This is a genomic window from Streptomyces sp. NPDC047917 (genome assembly GCF_043204345.1).
GTDB classification, from domain to species: Bacteria; Actinomycetota; Actinomycetes; order Streptomycetales; family Streptomycetaceae; genus Streptomyces; species Streptomyces sanglieri.
The window spans coordinates 123,544-139,702 of sequence record NZ_JBIDCA010000020.1; the positions used below are offsets into that span (position 1 = coordinate 123,544).

Below are 16,159 nucleotides of genomic sequence, written 5' to 3' on the forward strand. Positions count from 1 at the left end.
GAAGCGCCCGCAGGCCCGGACAAGAAGTCGTTTCCTTTGGTGTGATCGTTCCGCTTTTCCGTTGGTGTGATCGTTCCGCATTTCCGTGTATGACCGATCTGATGGAACGGTTGGTTCCGGAGGAGTTGTGGGTGCTGTTTCGGCGAGTGGTGCCGCCTACAGAGGTAAGTCCCAAGAACACACGCGCGCCGTTTCCTGCCGGACCGGCCGGCGCCGAGCGAGCGGGCATCGACCTGGTACTCCTCGACACCGGCATCGCCGGGTGCGTGTCCAGTCGGCGAAGCAACAACGGTTCTCTCGATGGAGAGCGTCACAGGATCCTGCACCGCCGCATCAGAGACCTGGACCGGATTCTGCCGTTGCTCAGTGCAACAGAGGCCCCCTCCTACTGGCACCGGCTGCACCAGCCGCCTCACACCTCGCGCCCGAAGCACATCCACGACCCGCCCAATGAAACGACGTTCTGCTGTAGAGGTCGTCTCATGCGGTGAGTCTCGCGAGATTCTTGTAGCAGATGAGAGCTGGGGCGAGGTCCAGCAGGGCAAGGAAATGGCTGCCCCTTGCGTTCACAGTGGACGGTGGGACGGCGGTAGCCGAACAGCCAGGCGATCGATCTCTCGATCTTCCAGCGGTGCCGGCCGAGCCGCTCGCCAGGGTCGGTGCCCGGGCGTGCGATGCGTGGGACGAGCCCTCGTGAACGGAGCCAGGCGAGGTGTTCGGTGGAAAAGTACGCCTCGATGGCGCGGACCTTGACCGGTCGCCGTCGTCGTGGCCCGCGTCGGGAGGGTATGGCGGGGAGGCCCAGGAGCAGCGGTCTGGATGCCTGGCTGTCCTGCACGTTGGCACAGGACACCGCGATGCCCTGTGCTTCGGACAGCACATGCAGCTGCTGCCCTTCTTGCTGCGATCGACCGGGTTCGGTCAGGTCATCGAGCCCCCTTTCGTACGGACTGACGCGGCGTCGGTGATCGCTGAGGTCCGGCCCAGCTCACCCCTGGCACCGGGTTCGTCCGGACCGCCCGGTGCAGTCGGCGCCACAGACCGGCCGTGGTCCACGCCCCGAACCGGTGATACGCGGTGGCAGGCGAGGTGCCGAACGTTGGTGGCAAATACCTCCAAGCGCCTTTGCCGGTCAGCACGTACACCACCGCCGTGAACACCTTCCGATCTGCCACCGGCACCCTCCCGCCACCCTGTTGTCCGTGCCGGAACGGCGGTATGTACGGTACGGCAGTCCTCAGAGCTCATCGGGGACCAGATCCCGCGCGAGATCCACAGCCATAGCGGACGATCGTGCCCCAAGTGGCGCCTGCGGCCCGTACTCGGGGGCAGTGTGGGGATAGCAGCTGGCCATCGATTCCCACGGCTTCTAACCTCCTCAAATGATCGAAGATGACCCCGCGGTGCGCCTGGGAGACACCGGACCACGGCCGGTCCACCTGCTCTTCTCCGGGCCGACAAGACCATTCGGGGACGACCCCACACTCGACTTCCTCGTGAAAGCTCGCGGGCAATGGGTGAGCATCGAGACCCTGGTGCGGACGTGGGACGGCGATGGCCTCGACACCTTCCTCTCCTCGTTGGCCGAGGACTTTCGCGGCTGGGAAGGAGCGCGCACCTGGTGCTCCCTGGAACGCGACCTGACCATCTCGGCGGAACACCGCGCTGGAGGCTACGTCCACCTGACATGGGGCATCCACGGCCGGCCTCCGTCCGAGGCGTGGCACTTCGAGACCACCACCGTGCACGCGGCCGGCGAGGACATGCGAAATCTCGCCGCCGAGCTCCACACGTTTCTGATGAGCACGACCGCGTAGCTGAAGAACCACCACGTGGGACAGCCTCCAAGACGTTGGAAGGCGCGGTCTTCCTGGATCAGCGGTCCGCGGTGCCGATGTCGGGTGCAGGTTGTGCACGGTGCTCACGAGGCCCGGGTGTTGGCGATGTGGACTGCGTGGACGATGTCGTGGATGCCGGTGCCGGCGGTGAGCAGATCGAGGCTCAGGACGGACTCGGACGCGCGCAGGTGTGTACGGATCGTGTTTCGGCTGACGCCCAGGGCGCGGGCAGCCTCCTGGGCGTCGGTATTGGCGTCGGCCCATGCCCGGAGAGCGGGCGGTGCCGAGCGTGAAACGGAGGGTGGCTGTGCCCAGGCAGCGGCGCGTTCGGTGAGGTCGTCCAGGGTGGAGAGTGGTTGGCCGCAGTGGGGTTCGGGGGCAAAGTGGGAACTGCTGAGGACGAGGGCAAGGTGGAAGGCGGCGCGGCAGCGGATTTCGGTGAGGTCGAGGCCAAGGGAGGCTTCGGTGCGATTGAGGTGTGCGGTGCCGGTGTTGCGGCAGAGGCCGAGGAGCTTGGCCACGGCGGCGCGGGGCATGTTCATGGTCAGGCGGGTGATGTCGGGGCTGGTCGGGCCCCGCTCGACGCCGAGGACCCCGACCTGGCCGAGGCTTGGCACACCTTCCGGAAGTCCCGCTTCGATCGGCCCGGCGCCATCATCGGTCGGGCCACCGAACGCGTGGAACTCCCGGCGGGCACGACGCGGCCCCGGCGCTGCAACTGTTCTGCTCCCCGTTCCGGACCCGCTCCCTGCTCGGCCCACCGCCCGACCGAGCCGGGCCTCCCGGAGCGCATGACGGACTTGGTGCTGAACGGTCTGACGGAACGGAGAGGATCGGGGCTCCCCCAGCGATACGTCAGCCCTGCCTGACCGGCGACCGCCGCCGCGACCGCAGCCGCCGTCAAGATCGCGGTCGCGGTCGCGGTCGGGGAGAAGGTGTCGCTCCCGTGGGTGACACCGATGCCGTACCGGGCCAGGGGCCGTGCCGTGCCGTGCCGCCGGCCCTCGACGCGTCCAGGGTGTCGAATACGGGGAGCAGAGACCGGTGGTTCGGAAGCGGCTCGGTGGAAGATCTCACGGACAGGCTGCCCCCGTGGCGGTACGCAACGCCGGAAGAACCGGGGTCCGGGGCCGTCTGAGCCCACCGGGCGGCCGAGGCGGCCCGGTGGGCTCAGTGGTAGGTCACGACCAGGACGCGGCCACCAGCGAGCGTTCCGCGGCCGCCAGGTGCACGGCCGAGGCGAGCCAGGCCCTCGCGTAGGCATCGGCCGAGGGGTCGGTCAGGCGGCCGAAGGTGTTGCGGGGGCGGCGGCCCGCCTCCGTTGTCAGGGCCTGTGCGAGGTGGGCCGCCGCGCCGAGTTCCGCCCGGGTCAGGCGGGCGGAGAGCGAGGCCGCGTCCGTCCCGCGGCCCGCCTCGGCCACAGCACGGCGACCGCCCGCGACGCCTGTCTCCAGCAGGCGCCGGACACGCCACAGCGGTGCCTCCGCCAGCGGGTCGGGGCCTGCCGTGACCGGCCCGCGGTCCGCGGGTCCTGTCGTTTCGCGGGGAAAGTGCTCTCCCTGGAGCCGGTCGTAGCCCAGGTCCGCACGGCCCTTCCACGCGTCCGGCAGCCGCAGCGTGGCGGACGCTCCCGGCACCGGCCCGACTGCCAACGGCCGGAGTGTCGCCGCCCGGTCCAGGTCGGGACGGCCGAGCACGCGCAGAACGAGCCCCGGGTGTTCGGCGATCCGGCGCAGGTTGGCGGCGTGCGGCAGCTCCGGGTGGGGGTGTGCGGGGCGGAGCCGCAGCAGTGGTCCCTCACCGGCGACGCGGACGACGGCAGAGTCGCCGACCGCACCGATCACCTCGACGTCGCAGCCCAGCAGACTCGGCGCTGCCCTGACGGGCCCGCCCGTTCCGGACGCGCCGTCGGCGAGCACAGCGGCCATCGCCTCCCGCACCGGCCGGACGAAGAGGGCGACGGCAGGTTCCTCGGACCAGTCCACCCCGCGCATTGGCGTCGCGCCGACCCCCCGCCCTGCCCCGAGCCGTCCGTCCGCGGAGACGGTCGCGCCGACGATCCGCAGACCTCCACGTGCCAGCCCGGCGTGGTCGAGGACGGCACCGCCGAGCGCCACGGACGCGGACCCCGCGCCCTTCACGCGGGCGAGGCCACCGGGGCGCACGTCGGACACCGTGTATCCGGCGCCGTCCGAACCGACCAGGTGCGTGGTCACTCCGCCGTACCCCGTCGCGGACAGCACCGGCTCCCTGCACAGGCCGTACACCCGCAGGCTGCCGCCCTGTTCGTAGGTCCGGCGCACGGAGCCGGCCGCCTCCGGGCCGGCCTGCCCGGAGGCGAGGAGGGCGGCGCCGGCCAGCAGCTCACGGAAGGCTCCGGTGAGGTCGGCGAGGCTCTGTCCCTGGCTCCGCTCCCGCGCGGCCCTCAGGCTCCGTACGACGCGCAGCGCGGCCCCTTCGGCGCGCGGCAGCCCGGCCAGCCGCGCGGTGTGGGCGGCGCGGAGCAGCTCGGCCTGCACCACGGCGCCGCCCGCCGTGACACCGGCGGACAGGGCTTCGGCGGCGGCGTCCCACAGCGCCGTGGCGGCCTGGACCTGTGCCTCGGTGAGGGCGGCCGGTTTGACCACCGTGGCCGCAACGCCGGTGGCGGGGGTGTCGGGTGCGGGCTCCTCGGGGCCCGTACCCGGGTCGGAGGCTGTGCCCGGGTCTACGGCACCACTCGTACCCGAGTCGTCCTCCCCGCCCACGCTGTCCTCCCCGCCGACGATGGGTGCCGCGCCCAGGGCCGCTGCCCGGTGCAGGCAGCGCGGGGCCAACAGGCAGGTGCACACGGCCTGTTCCGCGTTCGCGACCGTGCCGGACGGGCCCGGGCGCAGCGTGACCGTGGCGTCCTCGCCGAAGTGGACCTCGACCGTCCCGTCGGCCGTGGCGGAGGCCCGGTCGGCGCAGCCGGAGATCGCCGCGTCGAGTTTCTTGCGCAGCCGTGCGCTGAGCTGCTCCACGGCAGCGGCGAGGACGTCGGGGGCGACGGGAGGCAGGAGTTCGGTGCTCAACGGGGTTCTCCACGGAGGCGGTCGCCCACCCAGCGGGCGAGTTCGAGCGGGCTGAGAGCGGCCACCGGCATACCGGCCGCGACGAGTCGGCGCGCCACGGACACCGAGTAGCGCGGCGTGCCGGTGTCGTCGAGCGCCGCGCAGCCCAGCAGGTGGGCACCGGAGGACGCCAGGGCACGCACCTCGCCCAGCAGCCCGCCGAGCGGTGCGCCCTCCTCGAAGTCGCTGACCACGACGACCAGCGTGCGGCTCGGCACTGTGATCAGCGAACGCGCGTGCGCGAGACCGGCCGCGATGTGCGTACCACCGCCCACCCTGACTTCCAGCAGCAGCGACAGCGGGTCCTCGACCCGGTCGGTCAGGTCGATCACCTGCGTGGAGAAGGCCAGGAAGTGCGTGGACAAGGTCGGAACCCCGCCGAGGACCGCGGCCGTCAGCGCCGACCAGATCACCGATGCCTCCATCGAGCCGGAGACATCGACGACGAGGACCAGGCGCCAGTCCGCCTCCTTGCTCGCCCTCGTGCTGAACAGCGGACGCTCCGGTACGACGACGAGCCGGCCGTCCTTGGTCCGCCGGGTGTGGGCGAGATTGGCCCGCAGGGTACGGGCGAGGTCGAGGCGTCCGCCGGGCCGTCGGGTCGGGCGCGGAGTGGCCAGACCGGTGAGCGCCGGGCGCAGGCGGGTGGCCAGCTCCCGGGACAGCTCGTCGACGAGCCGCTTCACCAGCGGACGCAGCCGGGCGAGTTGGGCCTCGGGCATGCCTCCCGCCAGGGACAGCACCGAACCGAGCAGCTCCACCGACGGGCGTACCGACGCCGGATCGAGCTGCGCCAGCACGTCGGTGCGACCCGCGTCGGCGGCCTCCGCGAGGACCTCCTCACGTACGTCGGTGCCGAAGAGTGCCTCCAGTTCCTGCGCCCACTCCCGCGCGGTGGGGAAGGACGGGTCCTGACCGCCGCCTTGACCTGGTGCGCCGCCGGCCAGGTCCTGGGCGCCTTCGCCGCGCCCGCTGCCGTAGAGCTCGTCCAGGGCGTGGGCGTAGCGGCGCGCGTCGCGGGTGAGCCGTTCCTTGTGGCGGCCGAGCAGCAGCCGCCAGCGGTCGGCACGGCCGAGCCGTCGGTCCGCGTCGTCCGCGGCGGCGCTGTCCGCTGCGGGCGGGGGTACGGGCCGGGGGTTGCCGGCCGAGGCCGGGCCCGGGGCCGTTCCTGAGTCGGTGTCCGCGGCCGGCAGGCCAAGGGCCTTCAGCGCTGCCGATCCGGCCGCGTCGGCCGCCGCCCACAGGGCGAGCAGCTCGGGCGGGGCGTCGAGTGACAGATCGAGCCGGTCGCCGAGCCGCTCCGTCACCGTGGTGAGCAGCCTGTCGCGCGCGGCCGGGGCCAGCGTGTCGAAGCCGCCGCGCAGGGCCGGGAGCCGGTCGAGGAAGTCCTGGTCGGTCAGCGAGTCGATCCGGTCCATGAGCGCGACGAGCGCGTCCGGCGACGCCTGGAGCAGGGGCCCGGCGGCTGTGAGCAGCCCGGCAAGACGCTTCGCCAGCGCCCGGCGCGTGTCCGGAGCCGTGGCCCCGTCGATCCAGCCGGCCGTACGCTCGCCGAGTGCGGCCGCGTCGTCCAGGTCGAGCAGCACGCGTACGGCCAGGGCCGCGCCCTGGATGAGCGGGGATCCCTCGGCCGCCAGCTCGGTGAGTGCCCGGTCCAGTCGCAGGCCCAGATGACGGGAGGCCGTCCGGTCCGCCAGCGCCACCAGCGCCCCGGCATCGGCTCCGCTGTCGCTTCCGGCGAGGCCGGGCAGGGCCCGGACCGCGGCGTCGAGGAGTTCCTCCGTGAGGGCGCCGGCCGTGGTGCGGGCGCCCTGCTTCGTGCCGGGGTAGTGGCCGCGCCGCAGTCCCTCCAACAGGTCCAGGGCCTGGAGGAGCTCGGGCAGGCCGGCGCTGCCGGGCAGCACCACGGAGGCCTCGTGCAGGCGTGCGTCGACCAGTTCGGGCAGGCCGCAGCGCGCGGCGGCGGTCAGTCCGGTGAGGATCTGGGCCGGGGTGGGGCCGCCCTCGGCGGCCTCGTGGCGCGCGGCCGCGGCGAGCGTACCGGCGGCGGCCTGGGCCGCGGTCACCCCGCGCACGCCCGCGAGGTCGAGGCGTGCGGGCACGGACGGCGTCCACGTCAGACGCCATCTGGTGCCGAGCGCGGTGCCGTCGCCCGTCCCCGCCACGTCCAGGGGTTCGCCGTACGAGGCGCCGATCACCAGCAGCCGCTGGAGCAGCACTTCGCGGCGGCCGTCCAGTGGTGAGCGGAGCGGGTCGAGGCGCAGGTCGCGGCGGTCGGGGTCGTCCGGTCGGGGCAGCCGCAGTTCCGCGAGTTCGGTCTCGACCGAGGGGCCGAGACCGGACCGGGGCGCGTGCGGGCTGATCCGGCCGCGTGCGGTGCCGACGAACACGGCCTGCAGCGCGCGGGCCAGGGCCCGGCCCCGGCCGAGCGGTTCGCCCTGGCCGAGGACAGTGGCGACGGCCTCCAGGAGTTCGCCGCGTCCGGGCGCGGGCAGTCCGCGCAGGGCGGCCAGGTCGCAGGCCAGCCGCAGCGTCTCGGCACCTTCGCCGGTCCCCGCGGTGTGACCGTTGCGGCGCATTTCGCGGCACAGGCCGGTCACCGCGTCGGCAGCCGCCTCCCGGATCCGCTCCGGATCGCCGCCGGCGGTGAGCACCGCCTGCTGCCACAGCGGGTCGCGGATTCCAGCCGGGTAGCCGGACCGGGAGTCGAGCAGGTCGAAGGAGTACGGCACGAGCGAGGTCACCGCCGAGCCGTCGGTCGCTTCGGTGCCCTCTCCCCCGGCCCTGCCTGCCGCCCGGACCGCTGCCGTGTCCGTATCGGCCCCCCACGTGCGGGGCCCCGCACCGCGCAGGGCGGCCCCGGACGGGACGGCCGCCCGCCCCGTCGCGCCGAAGGCGTCCGCTGTCCCGGCCCCGGTCTCCGCGTTCGTGGACGTGAGAAGCGCGGGTGCGTGGAAGGCGCCGATCACGGCTGCCACCCGGCGCCCGTCCGCCGAGGCAGAGGCGATCACCTGCCGCATCCGTTCCTCCCGCGCCAGGTCGGCGGCGGGTACGGCAGCGTCGGCGCGCAGGGCCCAGCCCACGCCCAGTGCGGCTCGGCGCACCGCATCCGGGGCGCACCCCGGAGCCAGCACCTCCACCGCGCGGTCCCACAGATCGTCGCCGTCCCGGCCGGTCCCGGCGGCGGCGAGCGCCTCGGCGTACGAACGCCGCACCCGCGACGTCCCGTCTCCGGGAGCAGGGTCGGGGCCGGTGTCGAGCGCACCCGTGGCTCCCGGGGGCGCACCGGCCTCCGGGCGTGCCGCCTCACTCCCGTCATGCTCGCGCACCGGCCCGAGTGCCCCCGCCGACCAGCGCGGGTCGCCGAGGGGAAGGTCGCAGCACACGACCTCCGTCCCGCGGTTCCTGGCCCAGCGGACCGCGGCGAGCTCCGGTGAGAAGTCCGCGAACGGGTAGAACGAAAGCCGTCCTCCCCCACCCGTTCCGGCCAGGGCGACGGGGGCGACGGTTTCGGGGTCCGCCAGGTGTTCCAGCCAGGGCTGGAAGTCGCTCGGCAGCTCGACGCAGACCACCTCGGCCCGCGCCTCTTCCAGCAGGGCGGGTACCACGGCGGCCAGCGCCGGACTGTGGTGGCGCACTCCCAGCAGGTACGGCTCACGCGACGCGGCCAGTGCGTCCACGGCCGTCCGTGGATCGACGGTCGTCAACGCAGGCTCCCGCGCAGGTCCCAGAGCCGGCGCCACATCGCCGAGCCGTTCTCGGCGCGGCGGCGCACCGGGCCGTCCCAGTAGCCCAGCAGCCGTGCGTGGTCGGCGGGGTCGTCCTTGCGGACCACACCGAGCAGATGGCCCGGAAGCAGATCGAGCACGTCCTCGGGGGGCAGGTAGGCGGCCGCGACCCCCAGCGACGCCGCCACCTGGACGGCCTCGGCGGTGGACATGACCGTGCCCGGCCGCTCCACGTCCCAGCCCTCGTCGGAGCGGCCGGAGCGCAGGTCGCGGAAGACGGTGACGAGGGCGTCGAGGACCGCGTCATCGACGGCGAAGGCCGCGCCCGCCCGCTGCACGGCGGCGACGGCCTGGCGGCGTATCAGGACCGCCTCGGCGTCGGCGTCGGCGATCGGGTCGACGGTCTCGAAGTTGAATCGGCGCTTCAGCGCGGCCGACATCTCGGAGACGCCCCGGTCGCGCAGGTTGGCGGTGGCGATGACGGTGAAGCCGGGGGCGGCGCGGACGACCGCGTCCTCGGTGGAGGTCAGCTCGGGCACTGTGATCCGCCGGTCCGACAGGATGGAGACGAGGGCGTCCTGGACCTCGGGCAGACAGCGGGTGATCTCCTCGACCCGCACCACCAGGCCGGCCCGCATGGCGGCGAGGACCGGGGAGTCCACCAGGGCCTGCGGGGTGGGGCCCTGGGCGAGCAGCAGGGCGTAGTTCCATCCGTAGCGGAACGCGTCCTCGGTGGTGCCCGCCGTGCCCTGCACCGTAAGGGCGCTGGTCCCGCTGACAGCGGCCGCGAGCAGCTCCGACAGCATCGACTTGGCGGTACCGGGCTCACCGGTGAGCAGCAGTCCGCGCTCTCCGGCGAGGGTGACCACACAGCGTTCGACCAGCGCGCGCTCGCCGACGAACTTCGGGGCGATCACCAGCTTCGACGGCAGACCGGCGCGACGTCCTGGCAGGGCCAGCTCCATGCCGTCGCTGCCGCAGACGAACGTGACCACCGCGCGAGGGGTGAGCGCCCAGCCGGGCGGCCGCGGCCCGGGGTCCTGGGCGGCCAGGAAGGCGAGTTCGACGGCGTGGCGCTCCTCGGCCGGCTGGCCCTGCCGGACGGGTGCGCTCTGTTCGGTGGCGGTCATGCGGGTTTCCTTCGTCAAGGTTCGTCAGGTGTTCTTACGGGTCGGGGACCGGCGCGGCGCACCCGGGGGCGGGCGCGCCGCGCCGTGCTGACGACGGGCGGCCGGTCAGCTGCGGCTCAGGTGCCGTCCGGCGGCGCCTCAGCGGCGGCGCCTGGTGCGCCGCACCTTCAGCTCCTCGAAGCGCGGGAGGTCGCCGTCGAGGATCCGCTGCCAGGCCCTGGCGAACAGCTCCGCAGCCGGTTCGGTCGGCACCAGGGTGCCCAGCACCGGCCTGCCGCCCGTGGCCACCCCGTACATCGGCAGCTTCCACTGCTCGACGGGCAGGACGGGCGCCGACTGCTCCGCCCAGGCGCCCGGCAGGACCAGCGAGCGTCCTGCCCGGGCCCGTACGCCCGACACCACCAGGTCGGTCTCGGCCAGTTCGGCCCGCGCCGTCTTGAGACGGGCCGGTTTCCACCCCGTCCATCGCGCGGTGTTGCGGTCCGTCGGGTCGGGCATGGCCAGCAGCATCAGGTACAGCGTCGCCGCGTCGGCGGTCAGACCGTGTGCCTCGGCGACCTCGGCCACCCGCTCGGGCACCGAACGGGACGGATCCTGCGGCCACCACAGGCCCTCGTCGTCCGCCGTGCCGGCCACGGGCACGCCCGGGTCGGCCAACAGCCGTGCGAACGCCGGGTCGTACGCCCACCGCAGGGCCGTCTCGACCTCGGTCGGCTGCTGGTCGGCGCCGCGCAATGCCACCAGGTACGGGTCGGAGCCGGTGGAGTCCAGCAGGGCGGGTCGTACGGCCGGCTGGGGCCGGTCGTCCTGCGTGGCCATGAGCACCGCACCGTACTGCTCGTGGTCCGGTGCCGTCTTTGTCGGGGCGCCGGCCACCTTCCGGAAGTCCGCGAGGCTCGTGTAGTGCCCGGCGGAGAGCAGTAGTCCGGGTGCCGCAAGACGCTGCCGCACGGCGGTCAGCGCACTCGGCAGCGCCGCCCGTACCGGGTCGCCGGCGGGCAGCCGGTGGGCCAGCCAGGCCATCAGGCTCATCGAGCCGACCAGCACCGCCGAGGTGAACGGCGCATCGGCGGGGGATGCCGTCGCCGGGTGATCGCCCTCGATGTGCCACGGGACGTCGACGCCGAGCTCCGGCGACGACGCCGGTTCCAGCAGCGCCGGGAGCGCCCGGTGCACGGGCCAGCCGCTGCGCGCGGCGCGCGCGGCCTCCGCCGCCAGCCAGTCGGGCACCTGCCGGCGCCGTCCCACCTTCTCGTTCCACACGACGGCCGCCGACGCCACGTCCGGGCCCTCGCTCCACAGCCGGGCCGGGTCGTCGGGCAGGAGCGCCGCGAGCACCGCCCGGCGTACCTCGACCGGAAGCGCGCGCAGCTCGTCACGGGCGTGTCCCGCCTCGGCCACCTTCAGCCCGAGTGTCTTGCGCAGCTCGGTCGGCAGGAAGTTGTTCTCCCAGCTGTCCACGTCGGGCATGCCCACGAGAACGATCCGGGCCAGCGCCCGGGACACACCGGTGAGTCGGCTGAACTCGTCGGCGGCCTCCGGCAGGAAGGGCACCGCCTCACGGGACTGCGCCTCCCCGAGGAAGCCGGTCAGCCAGTCGGCAGGGCGCACCCGGTCGCCCACCGGCGCGTCACTGCGCACGGTGTACGGGCCGGGCACCTCGGCACAACCGCTCGGATCGTGGAGCAGCGCGCCGAACTCCCACCCGTCGTCGACACTGGAGTTGTGCTCGGTGATGCCGAGCAGAGCACCGCCGCCCAGGGGCAGCACACTGCGGTGCGTTACGTTGCGCCGCTGGCCGTCCGGCGTGTGCAGGTGGGGCGTCGGCAGACGGACCAGGACCCGGCGCCAGTGACCGGCCGGGGCCGCCGTCGCGGCCAGCCCCAGCGCGTCCACCCGGCCGAGGACTTCGAGCAGGGCTGCCCGGTGTGCAGGTTCGCTGCCGGGCGCGACGGCCCGGTAGGCGATCGCGGCCGGCTCGTCGAGGAGCGAGACGAACGGCAGTCCCGAGTAGGGCAGCGACGGGAGATCGAAGTGCAGCCGGCCCGGCAGCGCCGTGGCGGCGGTGTCCGCACGCACGGACGCCAGAGTCTCCAGGTATCGGAAGGTCACGTCGGTGTCCGCGCCGTAGCGGTAGTAGCCGGTGTTGACGATGCCGTGCAGCGCCTTGGCGAGCACGTGGTCGCTCGGTCCCTGGACCCGGACCTCCGTGGGCCCGGCGGCGGGGTCGAGCCGTGCGGCCACGGCGTCCAGGGCCTTCTGCTGCCGCACCGCGAAGCGCAGCACCTTCACCACGCCGGCGACCAGCTCGGGCGCCGAGACCTGCGGCAGCGCGGCGCTCACCAACTCGGGCAGGTCCGCCACCCGCTCCGCGAGCGCAGCCGCCTTCAGCAGGACACCGGCCCGCTCCGCGTCGGCGCCCCGCAGCGCCGCCGACCCCTGCGGATCTCTCGCGCGCAGCATGTGCAGGTACGGCAGCGGGGGCAGGGCCTGAGCCGCGGTCCCGTACAGCTCGTGGCGGTGGTCGCATTCGGCCGACATCGTGACCGTGCCCTCCGGGTCGCTCAGCAGCAGCTCGCGCCACTGCTGGGTCAGCGCCCGCGGTCGGTCGTCGCCGGGGAACGTCAGCGCGGCGACCGGCCTGTCGGCTCCCTTCGGAAGGGTGACGACCCGTCCGGTGGTGTCCTCGCCGTGGTGGCTGCCGTCGGACAGCCGCACGACACGCCAGCCGAGGAGTCCGTCCGCGGACGTCCCCTGGGCCGAACCCGCCACCGCCGGGGCGGGCCGCAGCCGGCACGAGCCGGCCGCCAGCTCGGCGCCCGGGGCGTGCCGCAGCAGCGCGTCGGCGAGGAAGCCGGGCTGCGAGCGCCGGCCGTACGCACCGCCCGCGGGGTCGTATTCGAGCCAGCCGCCCCTGTCCTCCCCGTCCTTGTCCTGCCACACCCAGTACGACGTGCCGTCGGACAGCAGCGCGCGCTCCGCGGGCAGCTTCGTGTCGCCGCTGTGGAGGACCCCGCCGCCGGTGGTGCGGCCGCCGCCGGGCAGCTGCAGGCTGAGGTGGTCCGAACGCATGGCCCAGGAGCCGGTGCCGATGCCGGCGAGAGCGAACACCGTGTCGGGCGCGGTGTGCCAGTAGCCTTGCGGCTCGCCGCGACCGTACGTGTTCCAGAACACCAGCAACGCACCGTCCACGTAGTGGAAGCCCGTCCGCCACACGGACGTGGTGGGCAGCCTCAGATCGTGCACGAGAACGGTGGAGTCGGCGTCGATGACGCGCACCTGTGTCGCGTTGGCCACGATCAGATACGGCCATGCCTCGACGACCGTCAGTCCTTCGGTGGTGTGGTGGCCCGGTGCCAGCTCCGTGAGTGTCTCCTCCCACACCGGCCAGCGCAGCTCCTCCCACAGGCCGCCTCGTAGCGTGCGCGCCAGGGCCTCGCCGAGATCGGCACCGGCTGCGGTCGCGACCTCCTGCGGCGCGAGCGCGAGAGCCTCGGAGGGCAGCCACGAAAGCCGCTCGATCGCCTGCGGAAGTCCGGGCAGCCCGGCCGCCACCGACGAGGCGGCCACCTCACGCATCCACTCGGTGAGCATCGGGCGGCCGCCGGGCGAGGCGGCCAGCCGCCGCATCACGTCCGCACCGGAGGACGCGCTGTTGTAGCTGTTCGCCCCGCGCCCGAAGGCGGGCCGGAAGCGCGGGTCGGCCGCCAGCGCGACCAGGTCCCGCGGTTCCTCGCCGCGGGCCCAGTCGGACAGGCTCAGGGCGCTGCCCTGCCGGTGGTGGGCGGACTTCCCCTCGGGGTCGGCGACCGCGATCTCCAGCGAGAGCAGGAGGTCCAGCAGGTTCACGTCCTCGACACCGATCCGCAGGAACCGCTCGCCCTCGGGCCGCGCCGCCAGGTCGGCACGCAGCCGGCCGGCCGCCCGCTCGACCAGCCCCAGGAGGGCGGGCGGCGTCGGGCGCGGCCCCCAACCGCGGTGCCGAGCGTGGTGAAAGCGCTCCAGCCAGCCCGCCGCGCCGTCGGAGCACTGCTCCTCCTGCGGCAGGCCGGCGTCCGCGAGACCGGCGTCGGCCCCCGACTCCGCCATGATTCCCAGCCACAGCTCGGTCATGTCCCCGTTGTCCCCGGGCGGGGTCATCGACAGCAGCGTGCCCCGCACGGACGGAACGCGGCGGGCCAGCGCGACCAGCGCGCCACGGTGCGACTTCCACCAGCCGGCGGCGGCACGCAAGGTGGCCGGCAGCGGAAGGAGCTCGGCGAGATGGTCCTGCTCCGCCTCGTTGCCGGACAGGGCCGCGGCGCGGGCGAGCCGCTTCAGCTCCGCCGCGGCCTGGGCGGACGGCGCGAGACCGCCGGCGGTCCGGCGCACGCACAGCCGCCGGAACCTCTCGTACGCCTCGACGGGCGCGAGCCGGGCCGACAGGTCCTTGCCGTACCCGGTCAGTACCTTCACCGGCAGCGCGCCGGCCAGGGCGAACTCCAGGAACAGGGCGTCGAGCCGGTCCTCGTCGACCGTCAGCCCGTGCTGCGCCTCGCTCGTGCGGGCACGGCCGAACAGCTGGCCGGCGTACGTGCTGTTCTCGACGCCGAGGAAGACCCGCGCGGCCTGCTCGTAGAAGACGGGCAGGAAGTGGGGGACGGCCGCGGCGAGCCGCCCGGCCAGCTCGTGGCAGGCGTCCAGGGCGGCCTTGGGCTTGGTCTTGGCCTGCCGGGCCAGCCGGTCCAGCTCCGGCACGACCGCCAGGGCGTGGTGCCCGTCCTCGGGGTGGTGCACCAGCACCCACTCGGGGAAGCCGAGTTCCTGGCGCCGGCCGAGACCGACCACGGCCGGCTCGCCCTGCGGCTCAAGTCCGAGGAAGCCGGCGGCGAGGTCCTCGGCGGGGCCCAGTTCGGCCGCGGCCAGCCGCACGACGACCCGATCCCCGCCGAGCACCGGGTGGCGATAGGCGCGCGCGGTCAGCTCGACCGCCGAGGGGCCCGCACCCCGCGCGTCGGCCGGGAGGACCGCGCCCGCCGCCAGCAGCTCCTTGTTGTCGTTCCCAACCGTCCCGGTCACGCGTCCCCACCCTCTTCGATCGTGCGGCCGGCGTACAGCGCAGCGGCCATGCGCATCCCCTCGGACCAGGCCACCGGCCCGACCTCGGTCAGCCGCACCGCGCGGCCGTCCTCGTCGTGCCAGCTCAGTCCGCCGGTCTCCGACTCCCCGTCCCAGTACGGCTCGCCGATCCACACCGACGCCTCCGTGCTGCGGCCCCCGTCGCGCACTTTGCACGTGGCGTAGCCACCGGACACCCGGTAGCCGAGGCCTGTGGCGCGCGCCGCGAGGCCGAACCGCGAGGCGAACTTCCCGCCCGCGTAGTCCCGTATCTCCGTCGCCGTCGCCGGACGCCCGGCATCCGGCCCGTCCGGCCCGGTCCAGGTCGCCCGGTGGATCTGCTCCACCTTCTGGGTGATGCCGAGGTCGGCCGCGAAGTCCCGTACGTCGTCCAGGTCCGGCAGGAGCACGGGGTGGGGAAGCGTCACCGTGCGCGGCGACAGCCGCACGGTCTCACCGTCGAGATCGACCACCTTGAGCTCCCCGTCTCCGGTGACGTCCCGCAGGAAGCCGACCTCGTCCGGATCGTCGCCCACGACGGCCATGTCGCGCAGCGCCGCCTGCCACGCCTCGTCCGGCCACACCCGCGCGATCAGCTCGGTCGGAACCGGAAGCGACGACACCATCCAGGCATCCACCTGAGTCACGCACGAGGCCGCGTGCCGGTCCAGCCACTCGGCCAGCTGCCTCAGCCGGTCGACCTCGGGACTGTCGCGCAACGCCTTCGGCAGCGTCTTCAACTGCCGTCCCCCACCCCGCCGTGCGACCACACGCCCGTCCTCAAGAGTGATCTCGTACCCCTCACCCGCTGCCAGCCACGCCATCAGCCGTGCCCCTCCGCCTGTCCATCAGATGTCAGCGCAGCCGGAACCAAGGGTCACGAAGCCCCTGAGCTGCGATATGTGGGGAGCCTAACGAGGGCCACTGACAACGCGGATCGGTCCGCGGTGCCCTCACGACGACCCAACAGGCATCTTGGTACTGGCGGGTACGGCAGGCGGCACCAACGACGGTGGGAGGCAGCGCGGCCGACGGGACGTCAGCAGTGCGCCGCCCGGAAGGGATCAGGACGTCGGCCGAGCGGTGCCTCCGTACGGCTGGCCGGCTTCGCGGCACACTCTCCACGTCGACGGCCGGTACGAAGACGATGCCGACCCCATGCCGGTCCTGGGCGCCCGGGAGTTCCGCCCCGACGGCGACCGCACCCCTCCAGGGCCGATCGGCCCTAGTGGTGCACGGCCTCCGATGGGTTCACTGCGATGCATCGCACGCCG

Annotated in this window: 10 protein-coding genes; 2 read left to right on the forward strand and 8 right to left on the reverse strand. The window is 73.8% G+C overall.

All coding sequences use genetic code 11. The annotated features are described in order from the left end of the window. The first annotated feature begins 89 nt into the window (after positions 1 to 89). On the forward strand, positions 90 to 491 hold the full coding sequence (locus ACGF8B_RS38170; protein WP_392747156.1) for a hypothetical protein: 402 nt from the start codon (positions 90 to 92) through the stop codon (positions 489 to 491). Here ACGF8B_RS38170 and ACGF8B_RS38175 read toward each other — a convergent pair. Then, positions 413 to 880, reverse strand: coding sequence for a transposase (locus ACGF8B_RS38175; RefSeq protein WP_392747098.1), 468 nt, complete (start codon positions 878 to 880; stop codon positions 413 to 415). The genes ACGF8B_RS38170 and ACGF8B_RS38175 overlap by 79 nt on opposite strands. A gap of 46 nt (positions 881 to 926) precedes the next feature. Further along, complete coding sequence (locus ACGF8B_RS38180) at positions 927 to 1,241, reverse strand: transposase (protein WP_392747151.1); 315 nt, start codon at positions 1,239 to 1,241, stop codon at positions 927 to 929. A gap of 141 nt (positions 1,242 to 1,382) precedes the next feature. On the opposite strand from ACGF8B_RS38180, the gene ACGF8B_RS38185 reads away from it, so the two are divergent. Then, on the forward strand, positions 1,383 to 1,817 hold the full coding sequence (locus ACGF8B_RS38185) for a DUF6228 family protein (RefSeq protein WP_392747099.1): 435 nt from the start codon (positions 1,383 to 1,385) through the stop codon (positions 1,815 to 1,817). Between the two features lie 104 nt (positions 1,818 to 1,921). On the opposite strand, the gene ACGF8B_RS38190 is transcribed toward ACGF8B_RS38185, so the two are convergent. The 6 genes from ACGF8B_RS38190 to ACGF8B_RS38215 all read right to left on the reverse strand — a co-directional run bounded on the left by ACGF8B_RS38190 (position 1,922) and on the right by ACGF8B_RS38215 (position 15,709). Beyond that, the gene (locus tag ACGF8B_RS38190; RefSeq protein WP_392747101.1) at positions 1,922 to 2,455 is read right to left on the reverse strand and encodes a helix-turn-helix domain-containing protein; all 534 of its coding nucleotides are present in this window, start codon (positions 2,453 to 2,455) and stop codon (positions 1,922 to 1,924) included. A gap of 564 nt (positions 2,456 to 3,019) precedes the next feature. Continuing rightward, complete coding sequence (locus ACGF8B_RS38195; RefSeq protein ID WP_392747102.1) at positions 3,020 to 4,891, reverse strand: hypothetical protein; 1,872 nt, start codon at positions 4,889 to 4,891, stop codon at positions 3,020 to 3,022. After that, complete coding sequence (locus tag ACGF8B_RS38200) at positions 4,888 to 8,637, reverse strand: DUF5682 family protein (RefSeq protein ID WP_392747104.1); 3,750 nt, start codon at positions 8,635 to 8,637, stop codon at positions 4,888 to 4,890. The genes ACGF8B_RS38195 and ACGF8B_RS38200 overlap by 4 nt, the downstream gene beginning before the upstream one ends. Continuing rightward, positions 8,634 to 9,788, reverse strand: a complete 1,155-nt coding sequence (locus tag ACGF8B_RS38205; RefSeq protein ID WP_392747105.1) for an AAA family ATPase — start codon at positions 9,786 to 9,788, stop codon at positions 8,634 to 8,636. Before ACGF8B_RS38205 ends, ACGF8B_RS38200 begins: the two co-directional genes overlap by 4 nt. A 138-nt stretch (positions 9,789 to 9,926) precedes the next feature. Next, positions 9,927 to 14,846, reverse strand: a complete 4,920-nt coding sequence (locus ACGF8B_RS38210) for a DNA-binding protein (RefSeq protein WP_392747106.1) — start codon at positions 14,844 to 14,846, stop codon at positions 9,927 to 9,929. Next, entirely contained in the window at positions 14,843 to 15,709 is an 867-nt protein-coding gene (locus ACGF8B_RS38215) for a DUF4132 domain-containing protein (RefSeq protein WP_392747107.1), read from the reverse strand. Before ACGF8B_RS38215 ends, ACGF8B_RS38210 begins: the two co-directional genes overlap by 4 nt. Positions 15,710 to 16,159 lie beyond the last annotated feature (450 nt).